Genomic DNA, 17124 nt, shown 5'->3' with positions numbered 1-17124 from the left:
ATCCAAGCTACACGGGGGCTTGGCCCCTCCCGTGACCGGACTTACACCGGTTAGATGAAGCGTGCTTCTGGGCACGCAGTCCGATGAAAAAAGACTGACCCCAATGTAGGGTCAGCCTCTAATTTCTAAGATATAAATTTCAAATAGGTAAGCATATGCTTTAGCATCACAACCGATTCGGCGCGTGACGCTGCTGCATTTGGTCTTAAGGTCTGATCTTCAAACCCATTCAAGATTTGCGTGTGATGACCAATGGCAAATGCCGTCTTCGCCCAATCGCTAATCTGATACTGATCGCGATATGCATTCAGCGATCCGCCTTCCGGCATGTTCTCCGGTTGTACATAGTGGAGCGCATTGACGATCATTTGCGCCATCTGCTCCCGCGTCACCAAGGCATCCGGCTGAAACGACCCGTCCTCAAACCCGCGAACAAGCTTAGCTTCGACTGCGGTATGGATCACATCCGTATACCATGCATGCGAATCCACATCCGTAAAGCGTGATTCGCTGCTGCTGGATTGCGTTAATCCAAGCGCACGCACGAGCATTGCGGTAAATTCAGCTCTCGTCACGTGTCGTGAAGGCGTAAATCGCCCATCCGCATCACCATTCACGATCAGCTTCGAGGCGAGCAGCTCGATCTCCTTCGCTGCCCAATGGCCCTTGAGGTCTGTAAACTGCTTATTGAACGTGATCATACCATACAAGCTGCTGCCATTTCGCTGCATCGTTACCTGTGTGTGCTGCGCATCCTTCTTGAACAAGGCAGGGACGAATGACAATTGCTTCGAGATTGGATCGAAACGGACAGCGGAGGTATGCTTCGCATCGAATTCACCTTTCAGCGTCAGCTCCCGCATCGTATAGATCGAGCCGAAATCATGAAGCTCCAACGTCTGTCCTTCGGTCTGGGCGAATACAGCCATCTCCATCAATGGCCCCGCTGCTACAGCACCAATCCGTGCTGCCGCATCCTTGAAGGCATTGCTTGCCGCATCCGGTGCTTCTCGCAGCAAGACAACGAGGGACACATCTTGCGGCTTCGCTTGTTGCATCGCCTTAACGATTCCCGTCCAGTCCAATCCTCGAATCGGAAGTTCATAGCGGATATTCGCCGATTGAATGATCACTTTCAGTTGTGGATCACTCGTTAAAGCCTGCAATATCGATTGAACCGTCACATTCGGTATTACAATTCTCGCATTAGCCGCCTCTTTTAATTGAACAATAAGCGTGTGCTCATTTGTCGTACTTGCGACCATTTGCAGTCCTTTGACCACTTGATTATTCGACAGCGTCGTTTGCACGAGCTTCATGCCATCGGCATCGGTCACTTGCATCGTCTTCGATGGCGTTATGACGACACCTTGCGTGGTCCGCTCCACACCGGATTCGCTTACGCTAGTTGCAGGAGTTGACGTCGACTCGCTCGGCTTCGACGTTGGTGGTTCTGGCTGCTCAGGATTCGTCGGATCCTTCTCCGCTAAGATCACAGTACCGCCTTGATCGCGACCCGGGAGGGTCAGTGTGATCACCTGTTGTGGATTAACCGTGTATGATTGACCACTGTATTCATCGATGACGACTTTCCCCGCATCGAACGGCACTTTTAGCGTGATTTGCTCTTTCGCTGCGCGATCCGTATTCAACCCGATCACCAGATGCTTGCCTTGGTACATTTTGTCGAAGACGAGATACTTCTCTGTATCGCCTCCTGCAATCTTCGATCGCGAGCCTTTCGAGATCACCTTCGAATAGTTGCTCCGAATCTGGAGCAGCTTGGCATAATGATCATGCAGGAACTTCTCTTCCATCAGCTTCTCCCAAGGCATATCCGTTCGGTTGAAACTGAATTTGCCTTCACCCATATTGCCAGCATTTTTGCCTGAACGACCGAGCTCTTCGCCATAATAAATGACTGGCTGTCCTTTCGCCGTTACTTGCAAGGCTGCTGCCACCATCAGCTTCCCGCGGTCCCCGCCAATTTTCTCGCTCAAGAACCCGTCTTCATCATGGCTGCTGAGGAATTGACCAAGTGTTGCCGTATTGTTGATCTTGGCATCGCGCGCTTGAAGCTTCTGCTCGACTTGATCCAATCGGCCATTTACGAAATCAAGAGCCAGATCTTTGAAGCCGAAATCCAGCAGGGAATCCATCTCGCCGGAGTTCAAATACGTTCCCATATTATCCGCGTTGCCGCCATAATACTCGCCAATCAACTTGAAATTCGGATTGATCGTCGTCAGTTTATTTTTGAAGGCTTTCCACGTCGTATCGTCGACATGCTTCACCGTATCCACGCGATAGTAATCAATCGTATCGCCGCGATCCGTCTTCGCACGCTCCAGCCAATCCGTTTGCCAGTGAATGACTTGATTGCGAACGGCTTCTTCTTCCGTCTTGAAGTCCGGCAATCCTTCAACTTCCCCACGGATGACTTGCTCATTCGCCGATACTCCGTCCGTCCGCAGCATGCCTGCAAAACGCGCTTTGTCGGCTTCCGTAATGCCCGGTCGATCATCATCCGGCTTCAAGCCGTAACCGGTATGGTTCAGCACCACATCGACCATCAACTTAATACCTCGGTCATGTGCTTTATTAATCAATTCTTTGAACGTATCCAAGTCGCCGAGATGCTCGTCGAGCTTCTCAAAGTCCTTCGCCCAATAGCCATGATACGCATACTGTGAACTGCCAAAATCCACGCCTTTATTAAATTCGATATTGTCCACGATCGGTGTAATCCAGAGCGTGTTCACGCCAAGGGATTGCAAATAATCGAGCTTATTGATTAATCCGCGGAAATCCCCGCCATGGTAAGCTTCTGGATGGTCTTTTTTATAATCCTGCCCTGCCACACCATTGTTGCTCGGATCACCATCACTGAATCGATCGGTTAACGCGAAATAAATGCGTGCTTCATCCCATTCGAAATCTAGCGCGCCCATCCCCTTCGGCTTCGTCACCACTTGCACTTGGGTAGTCCCTTGATGCTTATTCCCGAAAGAATCCACCGCCGTAATGCTAATCGTCATCATGCCGGTTGGCACATGGTCTTCCACCGCAATCGTCTGCTCTAGCAGCTGCGGATCGATCTGAACATGATTGCTGCCACCAAGTGAAGTCAAGTCAGCATAGATCTCCCGGTACTCAACCTTGCTGTCCGCCTTCAATTGCACGGACATCACCCGGTTCTGACCTGCATGGATCGTATTTGGTTCAACGCTAGCTGTAACGGTCACTTTCGGTTTGGAGTAGGCAACGACAGACTGACCATCAACTTCATTTTTCGGGTCATTAAAGGTCGTTGTCTTCCCATCCTTTGTCATCGTAAAGGTGTACGTATAATTGCCACTCGCGACATTTTCTAATGTATAGATGAATCGTTCATGCTCAGCATCATAGGTCATCTTATAGGCTGTGCCATTGACTGTGACCTGCATCTTCGTAATGCGGTCGAGCCCGCCCTGCAGGAAGATTTCATCATCGCGGTAGACGAATGTTATATTGCCGTTCTCTAGCATTGGTCCGGTAACCGAAGGCGCAACCTTCATCTCAACTTGACCGGAATACGAGGTTACTTTCGTTACTGTATCGTTCAGATTCGTCGTGATGAAGCGATCCGTTGACGGATCCTTCTCGGCCCATTCACCGCGATAAATGATAAATCCAATCCGCTCCGTGTCTGGTCCAATCTCGATATTGACCATCGCCGTATTGCCCTTCTTGGTGTTGAATTCAATCTTGCCATTCTGAGCGCCTGTATCCCATACCCAGACAGCCCAATCTGTGAAATCACCTTGAGGACGAACGTAATTCAGCTGAATATAACGTTTGACGAGCGGTTTGACCGTTAATTTCTTCTGGGCTGAGGCGTTACCTGCCTTCGCCGTTATCGTAACGGTGCCAGCTGACAGACCGGTCACTTTGCCTGCGCGATCGACGGTTGCTACGGAAGGATTTGATGAACTCCACGCGACTGCAGCCCCGATCATCTCTGCGTCATACTGGTCCTTCACTTCGGCTGACAACGCGACACTTCTTGACGTGTAGAGCTGCTCCATACCCGATACGGTAATGGAAGTCGGTACAAGGGTCGTTACTTCGACCGTCACGCTACCTTGAATCTGACCAAGGGATGCTGTAATGACCGCCTTTCCGTTCCCTTTCGCAGTCACTTTGCCCGCTAGAGTAACAGTTGCAACCTGCTCATCGGAGGTAGACCATGTTACCGCTTGCCCTTGCATTTTGTTGCCTTTCTGGTCTTTGACTACCGTTGCTGCAACTCTTGACATGCCTTTCTCCAGCCCCATGAGGTGTGGAGTAACTTCGATCGTTGTCGGTACAGGGACATAATCAATCGCTTGGTCATAGAGCACCATCATGGACAGGCCTTCGACCTGGACTTTATTACCTGACACCGTTCGGATGGTATCTATACCCGCTGCCGTATGATCCACGACGACCTTCCAAGCAGCTGAACTCGGCAGCGTCACTTCTTTGGCGTTCATATTGGCATTATAGATCACGACAATATTGTTCCATGGATCTTGGTTCGCATAGTTCTTCAGCTGGAACGCAACGATATTGTCTTTCTTTTGTATCACTTGCAGATTCGCAGCTACCGCTTGCTTTGTCGTCATTCGGAACGCGGGATGCGTTTTGCGCAGCTCGATTAACCCTTGGACATAGTCGAAGACCGGCTTATATTTCGCTTTTTGCTCCCATCGTATTTGATTGATTTCATCCGAGCTAGCATAGCTGTTATGGTCACCGAACTTACTGCGCAGCATTTCGTCCCCCGCATGCATAAACGGAATGCCTTGCGATGTGAAAATAATGCCGTTCGCAAGCAGCGATCGCTTCACCATCTCATTGTCCAGCACATTCGCTTCTGTCAACGTGACAAAAGGATCTGTTTTTATCTGCCCGTCCTTGTGCTGGGTTTTTAACACTTTATCCCATAGATTCAAGTTATCATGAGCTGTTACATAGTTAATCGTCTCGGGCGGGTTGTCAGTGATCTCCGAAGTCGAACCTTCCACCCCGCGAATGATTGCTTCCTCTTGGCCGCTCGCACCAGTTGCAAAGCCAGTGCTGTCATCGTCGCTTCCGCCTTTGATCGCTCCACGAATATTATCATTAAAGACAGCAAACCCTGTGCCGCGCTGCTTGCCTTTGACTGTGAGTAGCTCCGAAGGCAGTGCACTCGTTCCACCGGACCAAGGCTCGCCATAGATGATCATACTTGGATCTGCCTGCTTCAATTCCTTGGTCAAGGACGTCATCGTGTTAATGTCGATCAGAGCCATCAGGTCGAACCGGAAGCCGTCGACATTGTATTCCTCAGCGAGATATTTCACCGAGTCTTTAATGTACTTGCTGACCATCGGCCGTTCGGAAGCCACTTCGTTCCCCACGCCGGAACCGTTCGTGAATTCGCCGCGTTCATCGCTGCGGTAGAAGTAGCCCGGCACGATTTTATCGAATACCGAGAACTCAGAAGTAAGTCCTGTCGTATACGTATGGTTGTAGACGACATCGAGCACGATGCGAATGCCGTTATTGTGCAGCGCTTGAACCATCGACTTCATCTCGGTAATCCGTCTGGCCGGATCTTCATCGCTCGAGTTCGTCGCGTAGGATCCTTCCGGTACATTGTAATTCACTGGGTCATAGCCCCAATTGAATTTGCGCTCGGGCGCAGTTAGATCATCGACCTTCCGTTCATTCACACTGCCGAAATCATAGAAAGGCAATAAATGTACGTGTGTAATGCCAAGCTCTTTGAGATGATCGATCCCTGTCGACACATCCGGCCGGCCTGGAATCGTCGTTCCCGTCTCGGTGAAAGCCATGAATTTACCTCTATGATTCGCAGAGATCCCTGAATTCTCATCCATCGAAAAATCACGAGTATGGAGTTCATACAGTACCGCGTCCGTCGGTTCCACCATCGGTGGCTTGATGTCTGGGTTCCAGCCAGCAGGATCCGTCGCCGCCAGATTCACAATCGCGGATTTCGCGCTGTTCACGGCGGAAGCTTTGGCATACGGATCTAGCGCGTACGTCTTCAATCCACTCGCAAATTCGACGAGATACATGTAATATTTGCCTTCCAGATTGCCTTGGACTGTCTGTGACCAGACGCCCGATTGCTCGTCGCGAGTCAGCTCTCTTGTACTGGTTGGCTCATCTTGCGCAGCCGCCGGGTTATCATACAGCAGCACAGTGACTTGCTTTGCCGTTGGTGCCCATACTTTGAACGTACTCGCCGCGGCTTGATAGGTCACCCCAAGATCGTTGCCGTCATACACATACGTATCGAGAATGGAACGCATCGTAAGCGGTTGATCCGCATATCCATCTGCGCCCGCATCTTCATAACGAACAACATAGGGATCAGCAACATTTGTAATCTTGTCTTGCAGCTGGATAACGACTTCATCTGACTTAGCGCCTTGGGACGCCGTTCCATTCAGCTTCACTCCACCGTTAAATATAGCGAATTGGCTGTATTTAAGATTTGGAATCACTTCGTTCAAGATGACCTTCACTTTATCCGGGTGGTCTACGAACGCCTGCTTCATGCTAGGTCTAGTCTTGGTTGTAAAAGAAAACGCATAGGATGGATTACGCGTTGATGTATCTTGGCCTTCCACGGCATCTGCCGCGACAAGCACCTTGTACGTGTGACCATACTGTAATTTGGCATTGGATTGCAGCTGAAGTTGATTTTTCACTGCTGTCAGCTCTGCCGGAACAACTTGGCCGTCTTGGTCGAGCAATTGCATACCGTCTGGTTGCAGCACGCGGATATTTTCGGTCCAAATGACGGTGATCTTCCCATCATTCGGCGCTTTGGCTTCATGATTCACCGGAGAGGAGTTGACGACGTCAAGCTTCCCACTGAATCCTGTGATCGTATAAGGCTCCGTGTACACTTGCTGTGTATTCGGCTGATGCTGCTCATTCCAGGTGCTTGCCAGCTGATTGAGCGGATGCTCAGGAATGACGTTGAATGCACCGTGCTCTACGTTATTGTTCCCCGTCAAGACGACGATGGAACGCAGTTGATCGCCATTCTTCAGCCCTAGCAGCTTCAATGGGATCGACGCCTCGAAGCCTTGGTTCCGATCTAAAGCGAACATCGCGCCATTGGAATTAGCGCCATATTTCGCGATCGGATGGGCGAAGTCGTTCGATGCGTACAATGCTGCCTCTTGAACTTCATTGTCGTTCTTCACGCGTATCGTGATATGATACTGCGGTTTCACTTGAGCCGCATTGAAGTTGTAGGGCGCACTAATCGGATTCACGCCAATACCGGAGTCTTCCCCATTGACTTGGAGCGCGATATCGATCATCTGGCCGTACTCTGCCCAGTTAGGCACTTTCGCGTCTAGCCAGAAATATAGATTGCGGCTATCATTTGTCATTTTGAAATTGTGGATTTCTGATTTTAGCCCAATCTCATTAAGCGTGCTGGAATCACCTAGCGTATACACGGCTTCCCAGACGGAATCCCGGTTGCCATCCACGATCGGTGAGTGGTTCAGAGCCACCATGTAACTGTTCGAGTATTCTGAGATCACATTCGGAGAAGGCTTCATATTCCAATCGGTCGCGATCGTGTTCGCTGGCGACTCCGGTATAATATCGAAGGCTCCATGTTCATTCGCATTATCCCCGCTAAGAATCACAGCACCTCGAAGCTGATCCCCATTTTTCAGCCCGAGTACAGATAGCGGTATGGATCCTTCAAATCCCGATTGCGCATTGCCACGGAAGTCTGCCCCTTGCGGGTTAGCTGCCGACAACAACGGTGCATCTAATTGGGACGAAGCATAGAGGCCGATTTGATTCTTCGACAGCTTGCTCCCTGCATCCAGTACGATCTGATACTGAGGTCGGCTAGGTCCGTTGAATCTGTATTGTTGATGTAACGGGTTATCCGACTGGCCTGAATCTTGCCCGTTGATATTTAGTGCGATATTGATATTTTGCCAATCTTCAACCTTCACCCCGGTCACGCGAAAATACAGATTGTCATGATCATTCGTCAGCTGCAATTGGCCGAGCTGATAGCTGTTCCAGCCCCCTGTTGCGGACGTTCCTAAGATGGCGATCTCATTCCATGATATCGCGGATGATGATGATGATGGCGATTGAACGTCCATCACGGCTGCTTCTTCCGCATTAGCATTACTGTTCAGCAGGCCAGTGAACATCCCCCACACCAGCACAAAAACCAGTAGCTTTGACATACGACTCTTCCACTTCAATCTCATCGATAAACTCCTCTCCCGATTCATTTACGTTTCGTGTCTCATTTTTAACCATTCGTGCACCTCTTGTGCAAACGTTTGCACAAATTGACGAAAGAAACGGAATGAAATCAGCTGATTTATTCCGTCATTAGTCGTTCTATACTCCAAATCATGGAAACGTTTGCATTGAAATCATCATAACGTCGACTTTATTTTTTGTCAACGCTTACATTATAAGTATTGCTGGAGTCATAGATTGGTGGCGGATGACTATACTCCGAGCTCATTAACTGCTTTTGGGCAGTTATTTTGTACCTTCTATCTCATTGCGTGCCGATTAACTGCTTTTGAGCAGCTATTTCGCACTTCCCATCTTATTCCGAGCTGATTAACTGCTTTTTTGCAGGTATTCCCGCCTTCCCTCCACACCTCGGGCTAAATAACTGCTTCTCAGCAGTTATTCCACCACTACATACCTGCTGCCCCCCACCAAAACAAAAAAGCCTGCTAAGCTCAACGCTTAACAGGCATCTTATTAATCTTCATCATCCATTTGGTTCATCGATTCCAGGAACTCTTCGGTCGCTCGATCTCGCGCACGGCCTTTATCCTTAAGCCGTTCAATGGCAGGCTGGATTAAGAGATCCACTTCCCGTTGCACGGTATAAGCAAGATCGTATCGCGTCTGCGATTCGAGATAGGAACCGACTTCCATCAACGCATTGTATCGATCCAGTTCATCGCGGGTTAATAACCCACGAACTTGAACGCTGCAATGCCGCATCTTATAGGAATTTACCTTTTTTCAATACGAGCGACAATCCGCCAATAATGAACAGGTAACGAATATCGATAATTTTCTTCAATTGTGCAGCTGTGAAGCCCTTAAGCTTCTTCGTGCCCACGATACCAATCGCTTCGCCTTTACCAAGGGAGGCAACTGTACCTTTGTTGCTGAATACGAATTTCGTAGGTTGTTGGTTACGAATCGACGCAACGATATTGTTCGCACAAGTCACACCTTGCTGCATCGCAATTTGCGCTGTTGGCGGATAAGGACGACCTTCTGGGTTGAACATCAAGGAGTTGTCTCCGATAACGAAGATGTTCTCTTGTCCAGGAACACGCAAGAACTCATCGACTTTAACGCGACCGCGCATCGTCTCGATACCCGCTTCTTCGATCATACGGTTACCACGAACCCCAGCAGCCCATACGACAGTTTGTGACTTGATCAATTCGCCTTCACCAACGATAACACCATCTGGTGTTGCTTCTTTGATCGGCGTACCGATTTTGAACGTAACACCTTTGTTCTGAAGCACGTTCATCGCGTATTCTACAAGCTCAGGATCGAATCCTGGCAATGCAGATGGAGCTGCTTCTACGTTATAGATTTTTACAAGCGAAGGATCTACATCGTATTGTTTGCATAGTTCAGGAATACGATCTGCAAGCTCGGATACAAACTCGATCCCTGTGAATCCTGCGCCACCGACAACGAATGTAAGACGGTCAAGACGCGTCTCATCCTGTTTGTACGCTGCAAATTGATACTCGATGTGCTGACGGATCATACGAACTGAGTTAATACTGCGAATACTCATCGCATATTCTTTCATCCCTGGGATACCGAATGTTTCCGTCTCGCCGCCAACCGAAATAATCAGGTAGTCATAAGAAAGCGCGCTTCCATCCTCCAGAAGAACTTTCTTCTCTTGCGTACGAATTTGTTGTACCGTTGCTTTAACGAAATCAATTTTGAACTCATCGATCAACTTGGAAATCGCAACGCGTGCGTTCTCCATTTGATCTGTACCCGCAGCAGGCATATGCAAATGCGTTGTGAAATAGTGGTAGTCATGCTTATTCACAAGCGTTACATCCGCTTCGTTATAGTTCAATTCTTTTTGTAGGCGCTGTGCTGTAAGAATACCGCCATATCCGGCACCTAAGATGACAATTTTAGGAATATTACTCATGGTTGATCCCTTCCAATCCTTCTTGTGATTTATTGTATAGTATAAAACATGAATATGTGAAAAATTACACTTACAAAATAAAAAAATGGTGTAATGCCACGTTCTATATTCAAATCAATGAACATTTCATGAACAAACTGTATCAGAATTGTGCACGATTCGACAACTGGTTTATTAACCCAAATGAAATCATACTGATTTTTCTCAAGAATATCAAGCTTTTCTTCAAAAAAGATTCGACATTTTTCATTTTATTTTTTTTGCAACCCGATTAAGTTTATTTGTTGATTCAAAAATGAAAATAGGTTTCATTCCCTTGCTGAGAAGCTTATAATAATTAAGGATGTGTAACAAATAATATTGAATTTCGGAGGTGCCCCTGTGGACCAACAAAATCTAACGACTCAAGAGCCCGCTGATATCCTGATCATCGGTGGCGGACCTGCCGGTATGTTTGCAGCATTTTACGGAGGTATGCGTCAAGCGTCCGTTAAATTGATCGAGAGTATGCCACAATTAGGCGGACAATTGGCAGCATTATATCCTGAAAAATACATTTACGATGTAGCCGGCTTCCCGAAGGTCACTGCGCAAGAGCTCGTCGATAACTTGAGCAAACAGATGGAAATGTTCCAAACCGATGTACGACTCGAAGAGAAAGTTATCGATGTCGTGAAGAAAGACGAGCGCCTCTTCGAAGTTACGACAGATAAAGGTGTTCACTATGCTAAAGCCATTATCATCACTGCAGGTGTAGGCGCATTTGAACCACGCCGTCTAGAGCTGCCTGAAGCTGCGCAATACGAGAAGAAAAACTTGAAGTATTTCGTTAGCGATTTACAGCAATATGCGGGTCAAAAAGTATTGATCAGCGGCGGCGGTGACTCTGCACTTGACTGGGCTCTTATGCTCGAACCGATTGCAGAACAAGTTACGTTGATCCATCGCCGGGACAAATTCCGTGCACATGAACACAGTGTAGAGCGTCTCATGGCTTCGAAGGTAAAAGTCATTACGCCAACCGAAATTGTTAGCCTCCATGGCGCAGATCAAATCGAGCAAGTTACGATCCAAGATGTGAAGACAAATGAACAGACGAAGATCCATGTTGATGCTGTTATCGTGACATTCGGATTTGTATCTTCACTTGGTCCAATTGCAGATTGGGGCATTAACATTCAAGGCGGTTCAATTGTTGTTGACACACGCATGGAAACAAATATCCCAGGTATCTTCGCTGCAGGTGATATTACGACTTACCCTGGTAAATTGAAACTGATTGCAGTTGGCTTCGGTGAAGCACCTACGGCGATCAACAATGCGAAGGTCTATGTAGACCCAAGCGCGAAGCTATCCCCAGGACACAGCAGCAGCATGAAGGTATAGTCCACTTTTTTATTATATGTTAGTACAATAAAGGGTATCCTACATTTCAGAACTTCTTAAAGGAAGTTCAAAGTCATCTTTTGACTTTTGAACATGCACTTTACATTTTCTGAAAGGGGGATACCCTTGTCTTATCGCTGTCCGCTATGTAACGGTTTCATCGCTTCCCATGTGACTTGTCCAGCTTGTCACCAGCTTGCGTCAGACTACGGCAAATTAGAGGATTACGAGGGACCCTACAGCCCTTATGCGGATTACTCCGCTTATTCTGAGCTCCACTCGATGAATCAAGATGCACCCGTCTGTACACATCTTCTCTACTGTGAAGCTTGTCAGCGATCATCCCCTCTCCAAGTCAGAGAATGGGGCCCTAATCTGGAGTGAATAAAAGGTATGAATTACTGCAACGGAAGCTGACGCAATCGTATCTCGGCTAAGAGCAGTCGGATAAATTCTCCCTCTAACTGCAACTCTATCGCCTTATAATACGATTCTACCAATAGCTCATCGGATAGAATAGACATCACACATACTTCCTTCCCTTTTATTTCCTGTTAATGAATTTTACTATATCACGCACACGCAAACAGAACAAGCGTTCCGGTTATCCACACCACGTTGTGGAAATCCTGTGATCTAATTGTTAATAACTCCCAAATCAAGCGTACTTACGCCCTGTAATATGTGGATAATAGTTATTCACAGGCTCATAACCGGAAAGCTGTATAAAAAAATTCTATTGCACCGCCTATCACCAAAAATCAAAACTATCATATAATATGATAGATAGAGAAAAGATGAATCTCCCCCTTTCTTATTGCGGACGAGTATTCACCTCAAAAATCCAAATCTTCCCACTCGCATCGATTCCATAATCGAAACCTAGCTGCCCTATTCCCGGAAATTTCCGCTCCAGAATTGTCGTAGACAACACCGTCAATTGTCGCATCTCGCTCTTCTTCGCTGCTACTTGCCCTCCTGAAAATGATCTGCTAATTCCTTGAGACGCTGACAACTTTGCCCCGCCCTTGCACAAATTCGTTACGAACAACCCTCGCCGCGCCAATCGGCCGACCATCGCACGAATTTCCCAATAATCTCTAACCTTCACAACTTTGACACGATAATCGATCGGACGGCCATCTATTTTTGCTAAATGAATTCCACGTTGAATGATGTAACGGCGTTTCTTCTTCACGCCGCTAAGGGAGCGAAACAAGCGGCCGAAACTCCTGAATGACCGGTGCTTCGACATGGCTGTATAGGAATAGGTCTCCCCTTCCTTGGTTACCTTGATGACGCCATAGCCTCCGCCACCAACAACCGGTTTAATTACGACCATACCATATGCGGACAACATGGAGTGTAGGTTTGCAGCATTGTATCTCTTTGTCTGAGGAATATGAGCTGCGATTTTAGCGTCAGACAGTAATACTGCTGTCTTAACCCATTTGTTAGCCAGTTGTCTTCCAGCCATTCCGTCATCCCCTTTCTGAGAGTATACTTATACATACTCAAATTGAGGGTGAGCCTCCTGTATCATTGTCCCCGGTATATGCCTTAATTTGGATAGATAATTGTGAGTATTCGAGATATTATAGAAGGACAACAACCAATATTAAGCAAGGAGGAACCTTCCTTTGGAACAATTCGTTCAGAATCTATATACCCTTAGCTATTATGCGATGGCTGTAATTCTTGTCCTTGTAACCCTCTGTATCTTCGTTGTAGGGATTAAAATGTTCATCGATCGCAAACGCGGCATCGGCAGCGCATTCGTAGTCTTCTCGATCCTCGCAACCGGGATGATCGCAGTTATGCTCAATCTAAAGTTTCTGTAATCCAATCCGATCCATACATAGATGCCAAAAAACCCCCTGAAGTCTTCCTTCAGGGGGTTTAGCATGTCTTATGGCGTTCACGCAAGCGTAACGCTATTCGTGTATTAACATTGCTCTGGTGCAGGCGTACCTGCATCTGTAGCCGTACGGAATGACGATCCGCATCCGCAAGTCGCACTTGCATTTGGATTGTCAATCGTGAATCCACCCGACATACCGGATTCTTTGAAGTCAATAATAAGTCCATTCAAATATTTGATGCTGTCTTCTTCAACGACAACCTTAAGGCCTTTCACATCAAATACTTTATCATTGAAATGCTGCTCATCATCGAATCCCATCCCGTATTGAAACCCGCTGCATCCGCCGGATTGAACACCTATACGCAAGAACATGTTCGGAATTTCCTCTTGTGCAAGCATTTCCTGTATCTTAGCAATCGCTGCATCTGTAATATTGATCATCTGAATCCCTCCTTCTGTTACTATATCTTCAGTATACATGAACGATGCATTTTGCCACAAGTGTGAGAAACTACCGGTGGAAACAAAAGGTTTACCTTTTTTGTCACATTCTATTGCTCCTCATCACAACGAGGTTTATAATGGGGTTACGACCGAGTTCTATTGGTCATTTTTTCATGAGATTTTTGATACACATCGGTTGATCTTGTAAGAAATTTCACATACAAAAAGAAAATACGAAGCGTTCCCGAATGGAACTCTAATTACAAAGGAGGAACGATCCGACATGACGACACTTGTGACAAGCCATACGGACTCTCGGATGGCAGAAATCATCGAAAAAGTACAGCGAGGAGAACGTCTTTCACTGAAAGATGGCGTCTATCTGTACCAGAGTGACGACATATTAACCATCGGTCAATTGGCCAATGAGGTCAATCTTAAGAAAAATGGGAAGAAAGTCTATTTCATCGAGAACATGAGCCTCTATTTCACGAACGTCTGTGAATCCCGCTGTGCCTTCTGCAATTTCCGCAAAGATGAAGGCGACGAAGGTGCTTACACCCTTTCCGGCGCTGAGATGATCGAATACGTCGAACAGCATATCAATCCAGGTGTGCGTGAATTTCATATCGTTGGCGGACATAACCAACATGTATCATTTCAATATTATGTCGATTCCCTTCGTGCACTGAATGAGAAATATCCAGATATTACCTTAAAGGCGTATACAGCCGCTGAAATTGATTTCTTCACACGGATTAGCGGACTAAGTATTGCCGAAGTCCTTCAAGAGCTAATGAAAGCTGGACTTAAGACCCTCACAGGGGGCGGTGCTGAAATTCTCTCCGATCAATATCGTGAGAAAATGCATGTCGACAAAGCGAATGTGGATCGTTATCTGGAAGTACACCGTGTTGCTCATGAGCTTGGCTTGCGTACACATACAACAATGCTCTACGGTTCCATCGAGAGCCATGAAGATCGCGTTCGACATATGCTGCAGATTCGTGAACTTCAAGATGAGACGAATGGATTCATGGTATTCATTCCATTATCCATGCAGCCGAAGAGTAAATCAGCTGATATTCGCCGCCGCAACTCAGCTTATGAAGACCTTAAGACCATTGCGATCAGCCGATTGATGCTCGACAATATCCAACATATCAAAGCTTACTTCATTAATATCGGAACGCAGTTGACCCAAATGGCATTAGCATTCGGCGCATCCGATGCGCATGGAACCATTGTGAAGGAGCGAATCAGCCATGCTGCGGGCGCTCTAACACCTGAAGGCCTAACTCGCGCTGAGTTGATCTGGCTCATTAAAGGCGCAGGCCGAATTCCAGTAGAACGCGATACGTTCTATAACGAAGTGAAGGTATATGAATCTTAATTGAAGTTAAGGACAATTATTCGAGGCATACGGGGAGAGAGCTACTCATGAAAAAATTGGTCATCCTGGGCGGGGGCTATGGTGGACTTGCAGTTGCTAATCGGTTGTTAGAAGGTGAAATCCCGGTGGACACATCGGTGATGTTAATCGATCGCCAGCCCTATCAAGGACTTAAGACAGAATATTATGCACTCGCAGCTGGTACAGCATCTGATCTTCAAATCCGCGTTGCCTTTCCGATAGACCCGCGAATTGAACTCAAATACGGTGATATTACACGTATCGATTTGCAGGCCAAACATGTCTACTTAAATGCAGAAGAAGTTATTCCTTATGATCAACTTGTTATTGCACTGGGATGTACAGATAAATTTCATGGTATTCTCGGCGCAGAACAATATGCAGAGAGCATTCAATCCTTATCACGAACACGCCGGACGTATCAGATGCTCAATGATGTGAAGCCTTACGGCCAAGTGAACATTATGGGCGGGGGTTTAAGCGGTGTCGAAGTCGCGGCTGAACTTCGTGAGAGTCGACCGGATTTGAACATTCGGATCATTGACCGTGGACCTCGCGTACTCTCTGCTTTCCCAGAGAAGCTGTCCGCATTCGTCTCGGAGTGGTTCCACGAGCATCATGTCGATCTGAGCTCGCACATTTCAACGACCCAATTAGAGCAAGGCGGCATTGTCCATCAGAACGGCGTTATCTATAGTGACGTTACCGTATGGACCGCAGGTATCCAGCCAGTTAAGCCAGTTCAAGACCTAGATGTTCCGAAGGATCCGCAAGGACGCGTTCTTCTTAACAACCATTTCCAAATTCCAGGCCATGAAGAAGTCTATGTGGTAGGTGACTGTGCTTCCCTCTCCTTCTCTCCAAGCGCGCAAGCTGCCGGAGCACAAGGAGAGCAAGTTGCAGATGTCATCCAAGCAGGATGGAAAGGTGAGGAGCCGAAGCTTGGCAAGATTAAGCTAAAAGGCGTTCTTGGTTCCTTAGGGAAGAAGAGCGGGTTCGGATTATTAGGAAATAGAACGATGAAGGGACGTGTCCCTCGTGTCTTGAAGATGGGCGTCCTGTGGAGATCCAAGCATCATTTCGGTTAATGTTAGCCGCTGCTCTCTAGAGCTTCAACGGCACGGATTTCTTGCATAATTTTGTCTTCTAATTCATCAATCGTCTCTGCAGCGACAATATCACCATTCACATAAGCGAATGGGAAGAGATAACATTCTCCACAATTCCCAAGGCACCCATATTCGATGACATCGTAAGCTGGATTATGCTCCAGCTTCTTCATCACAAGGTCTGTCCCGTGATGCATGTTACTGACGCAGAACTCGATGATCGGTCGCATTGAATCACCCGCTTTTGCTGAAGTCGTTTGTTTGAGCCATTTTAATTTAAACATCTTTATACTATAATAAGGTGAGAAAGGAGTTGAAGCAAATGAGTGAAAATACAGCTCAAATGTATGATGAAGTTCTAGAAGTGCTTGATAAACTTCGTCCATTCCTACAACGTGACGGCGGCGACGTTGAACTCGTTGATGTGGAAGACGGTATCGTTAAATTAAAATTGATGGGTGCTTGCGGCAGCTGCCCAAGTTCCACAATTACTTTGAAAGCAGGGATTGAGCGCGCTTTGGTTGAAGAAGTTGAAGGCGTTCAAGAAGTTGTTCAAGTATTCTAATTTGAATATGGACGAAGCCCTGTAAATGGCAATAGAAGCAGTCAATCCTCGGATTGGCTGCTTTTTTGTGCTGATGATGTCACCATA

13 protein-coding genes are annotated in these 17124 nt (G+C 47.1%); 6 read left to right on the top strand and 7 right to left on the bottom strand.

Annotated features, from left to right (window positions below; genetic code table 11):
- Nucleotides 1-125: 125 nt before the first annotated feature.
- From pulA to AC3WU2_RS27715, 3 genes are all read right to left on the bottom strand, one after another.
- Nucleotides 126-8270, bottom strand: a complete 8145-nt coding sequence (gene pulA, locus AC3WU2_RS27725) for a type I pullulanase (protein ID WP_492458154.1) — start codon at nt 8268-8270, stop codon at nt 126-128.
- A gap of 538 nt (nt 8271-8808) precedes the next feature.
- Entirely contained in the window at nt 8809-9057 is a 249-nt protein-coding gene (locus AC3WU2_RS27720; RefSeq protein ID WP_018758874.1) for a hypothetical protein, read from the bottom strand.
- Nucleotide 9058: 1 nt separating this feature from the next.
- Nucleotides 9059-10255 carry an NAD(P)/FAD-dependent oxidoreductase gene (locus tag AC3WU2_RS27715; protein WP_492458152.1) on the bottom strand — a complete coding sequence of 399 codons (1197 nt, stop codon included), beginning with the start codon at nt 10253-10255 and terminating at the stop codon, nt 9059-9061.
- Between the two features lie 381 nt (nt 10256-10636).
- Here AC3WU2_RS27715 and AC3WU2_RS27710 point away from each other — a divergent pair, with 381 nt between their 5' ends.
- Together AC3WU2_RS27710 and AC3WU2_RS27705 are read left to right on the top strand one after the other, a co-directional pair.
- Complete coding sequence (locus AC3WU2_RS27710) at nt 10637-11641, top strand: NAD(P)/FAD-dependent oxidoreductase (protein WP_492458151.1); 1005 nt, start codon at nt 10637-10639, stop codon at nt 11639-11641.
- A gap of 126 nt (nt 11642-11767) precedes the next feature.
- Nucleotides 11768-12025: a hypothetical protein gene (locus AC3WU2_RS27705; RefSeq protein ID WP_492458150.1), complete on the top strand. Its 258-nt coding sequence runs from the start codon at nt 11768-11770 to the stop codon at nt 12023-12025.
- 14 nt (nt 12026-12039) lie between these two features.
- Here AC3WU2_RS27705 and sda read toward each other — a convergent pair whose 3' ends face one another.
- Both sda and AC3WU2_RS27695 read right to left on the bottom strand, forming a co-directional pair.
- Nucleotides 12040-12165, bottom strand: coding sequence for a sporulation histidine kinase inhibitor Sda (sda, locus tag AC3WU2_RS27700; protein ID WP_018758878.1), 126 nt, complete (start codon nt 12163-12165; stop codon nt 12040-12042).
- 290 nt (nt 12166-12455) lie between these two features.
- Nucleotides 12456-13118: a YheC/YheD family protein gene (locus AC3WU2_RS27695; protein ID WP_492458149.1), complete on the bottom strand. Its 663-nt coding sequence runs from the start codon at nt 13116-13118 to the stop codon at nt 12456-12458.
- A gap of 163 nt (nt 13119-13281) precedes the next feature.
- Here AC3WU2_RS27695 and AC3WU2_RS27690 point away from each other — a divergent pair, with 163 nt between their 5' ends.
- Nucleotides 13282-13482, top strand: coding sequence for a hypothetical protein (locus tag AC3WU2_RS27690; protein WP_018758880.1), 201 nt, complete (start codon nt 13282-13284; stop codon nt 13480-13482).
- Nucleotides 13483-13586: 104 nt separating this feature from the next.
- Here the strand turns inward: AC3WU2_RS27690 and AC3WU2_RS27685 are convergent, their stop codons facing one another.
- Entirely contained in the window at nt 13587-13946 is a 360-nt protein-coding gene (locus tag AC3WU2_RS27685) for a HesB/IscA family protein (RefSeq protein WP_018758881.1), read from the bottom strand.
- A 286-nt stretch (nt 13947-14232) separates the two neighbouring features.
- Here AC3WU2_RS27685 and mqnE point away from each other — a divergent pair, with 286 nt between their 5' ends.
- The gene (gene mqnE / locus AC3WU2_RS27680; RefSeq protein ID WP_492458148.1) at nt 14233-15342 is read left to right on the top strand and encodes an aminofutalosine synthase MqnE; all 1110 of its coding nucleotides are present in this window, start codon (nt 14233-14235) and stop codon (nt 15340-15342) included.
- Between the two features lie 47 nt (nt 15343-15389).
- Nucleotides 15390-16451, top strand: a complete 1062-nt coding sequence (locus AC3WU2_RS27675; protein WP_492458147.1) for an NAD(P)/FAD-dependent oxidoreductase — start codon at nt 15390-15392, stop codon at nt 16449-16451.
- A gap of 2 nt (nt 16452-16453) precedes the next feature.
- Here the strand turns inward: AC3WU2_RS27675 and AC3WU2_RS27670 are convergent, their stop codons facing one another.
- A complete protein-coding gene (locus AC3WU2_RS27670; protein ID WP_492458146.1) occupies nt 16454-16702 on the bottom strand; it encodes a YuzB family protein in 249 nt (82 codons plus the stop codon).
- Between the two features lie 92 nt (nt 16703-16794).
- Between AC3WU2_RS27670 and AC3WU2_RS27665 the strand changes: the two genes are divergently transcribed.
- Nucleotides 16795-17037 (top strand): NifU family protein, encoded by a 243-nt coding sequence (locus AC3WU2_RS27665; protein ID WP_018758885.1) that lies wholly within the window; start codon nt 16795-16797, stop codon nt 17035-17037.
- The last annotated feature ends 87 nt before the right edge of the window (nt 17038-17124 follow it).

It is taken from the genome of Paenibacillus sp. EB106-05-06-XG162 (assembly GCF_058791655.1).
Note: the sequence above shows the minus strand (reverse complement) of the source record. Positions and strands in the feature narration are given on the sequence as shown.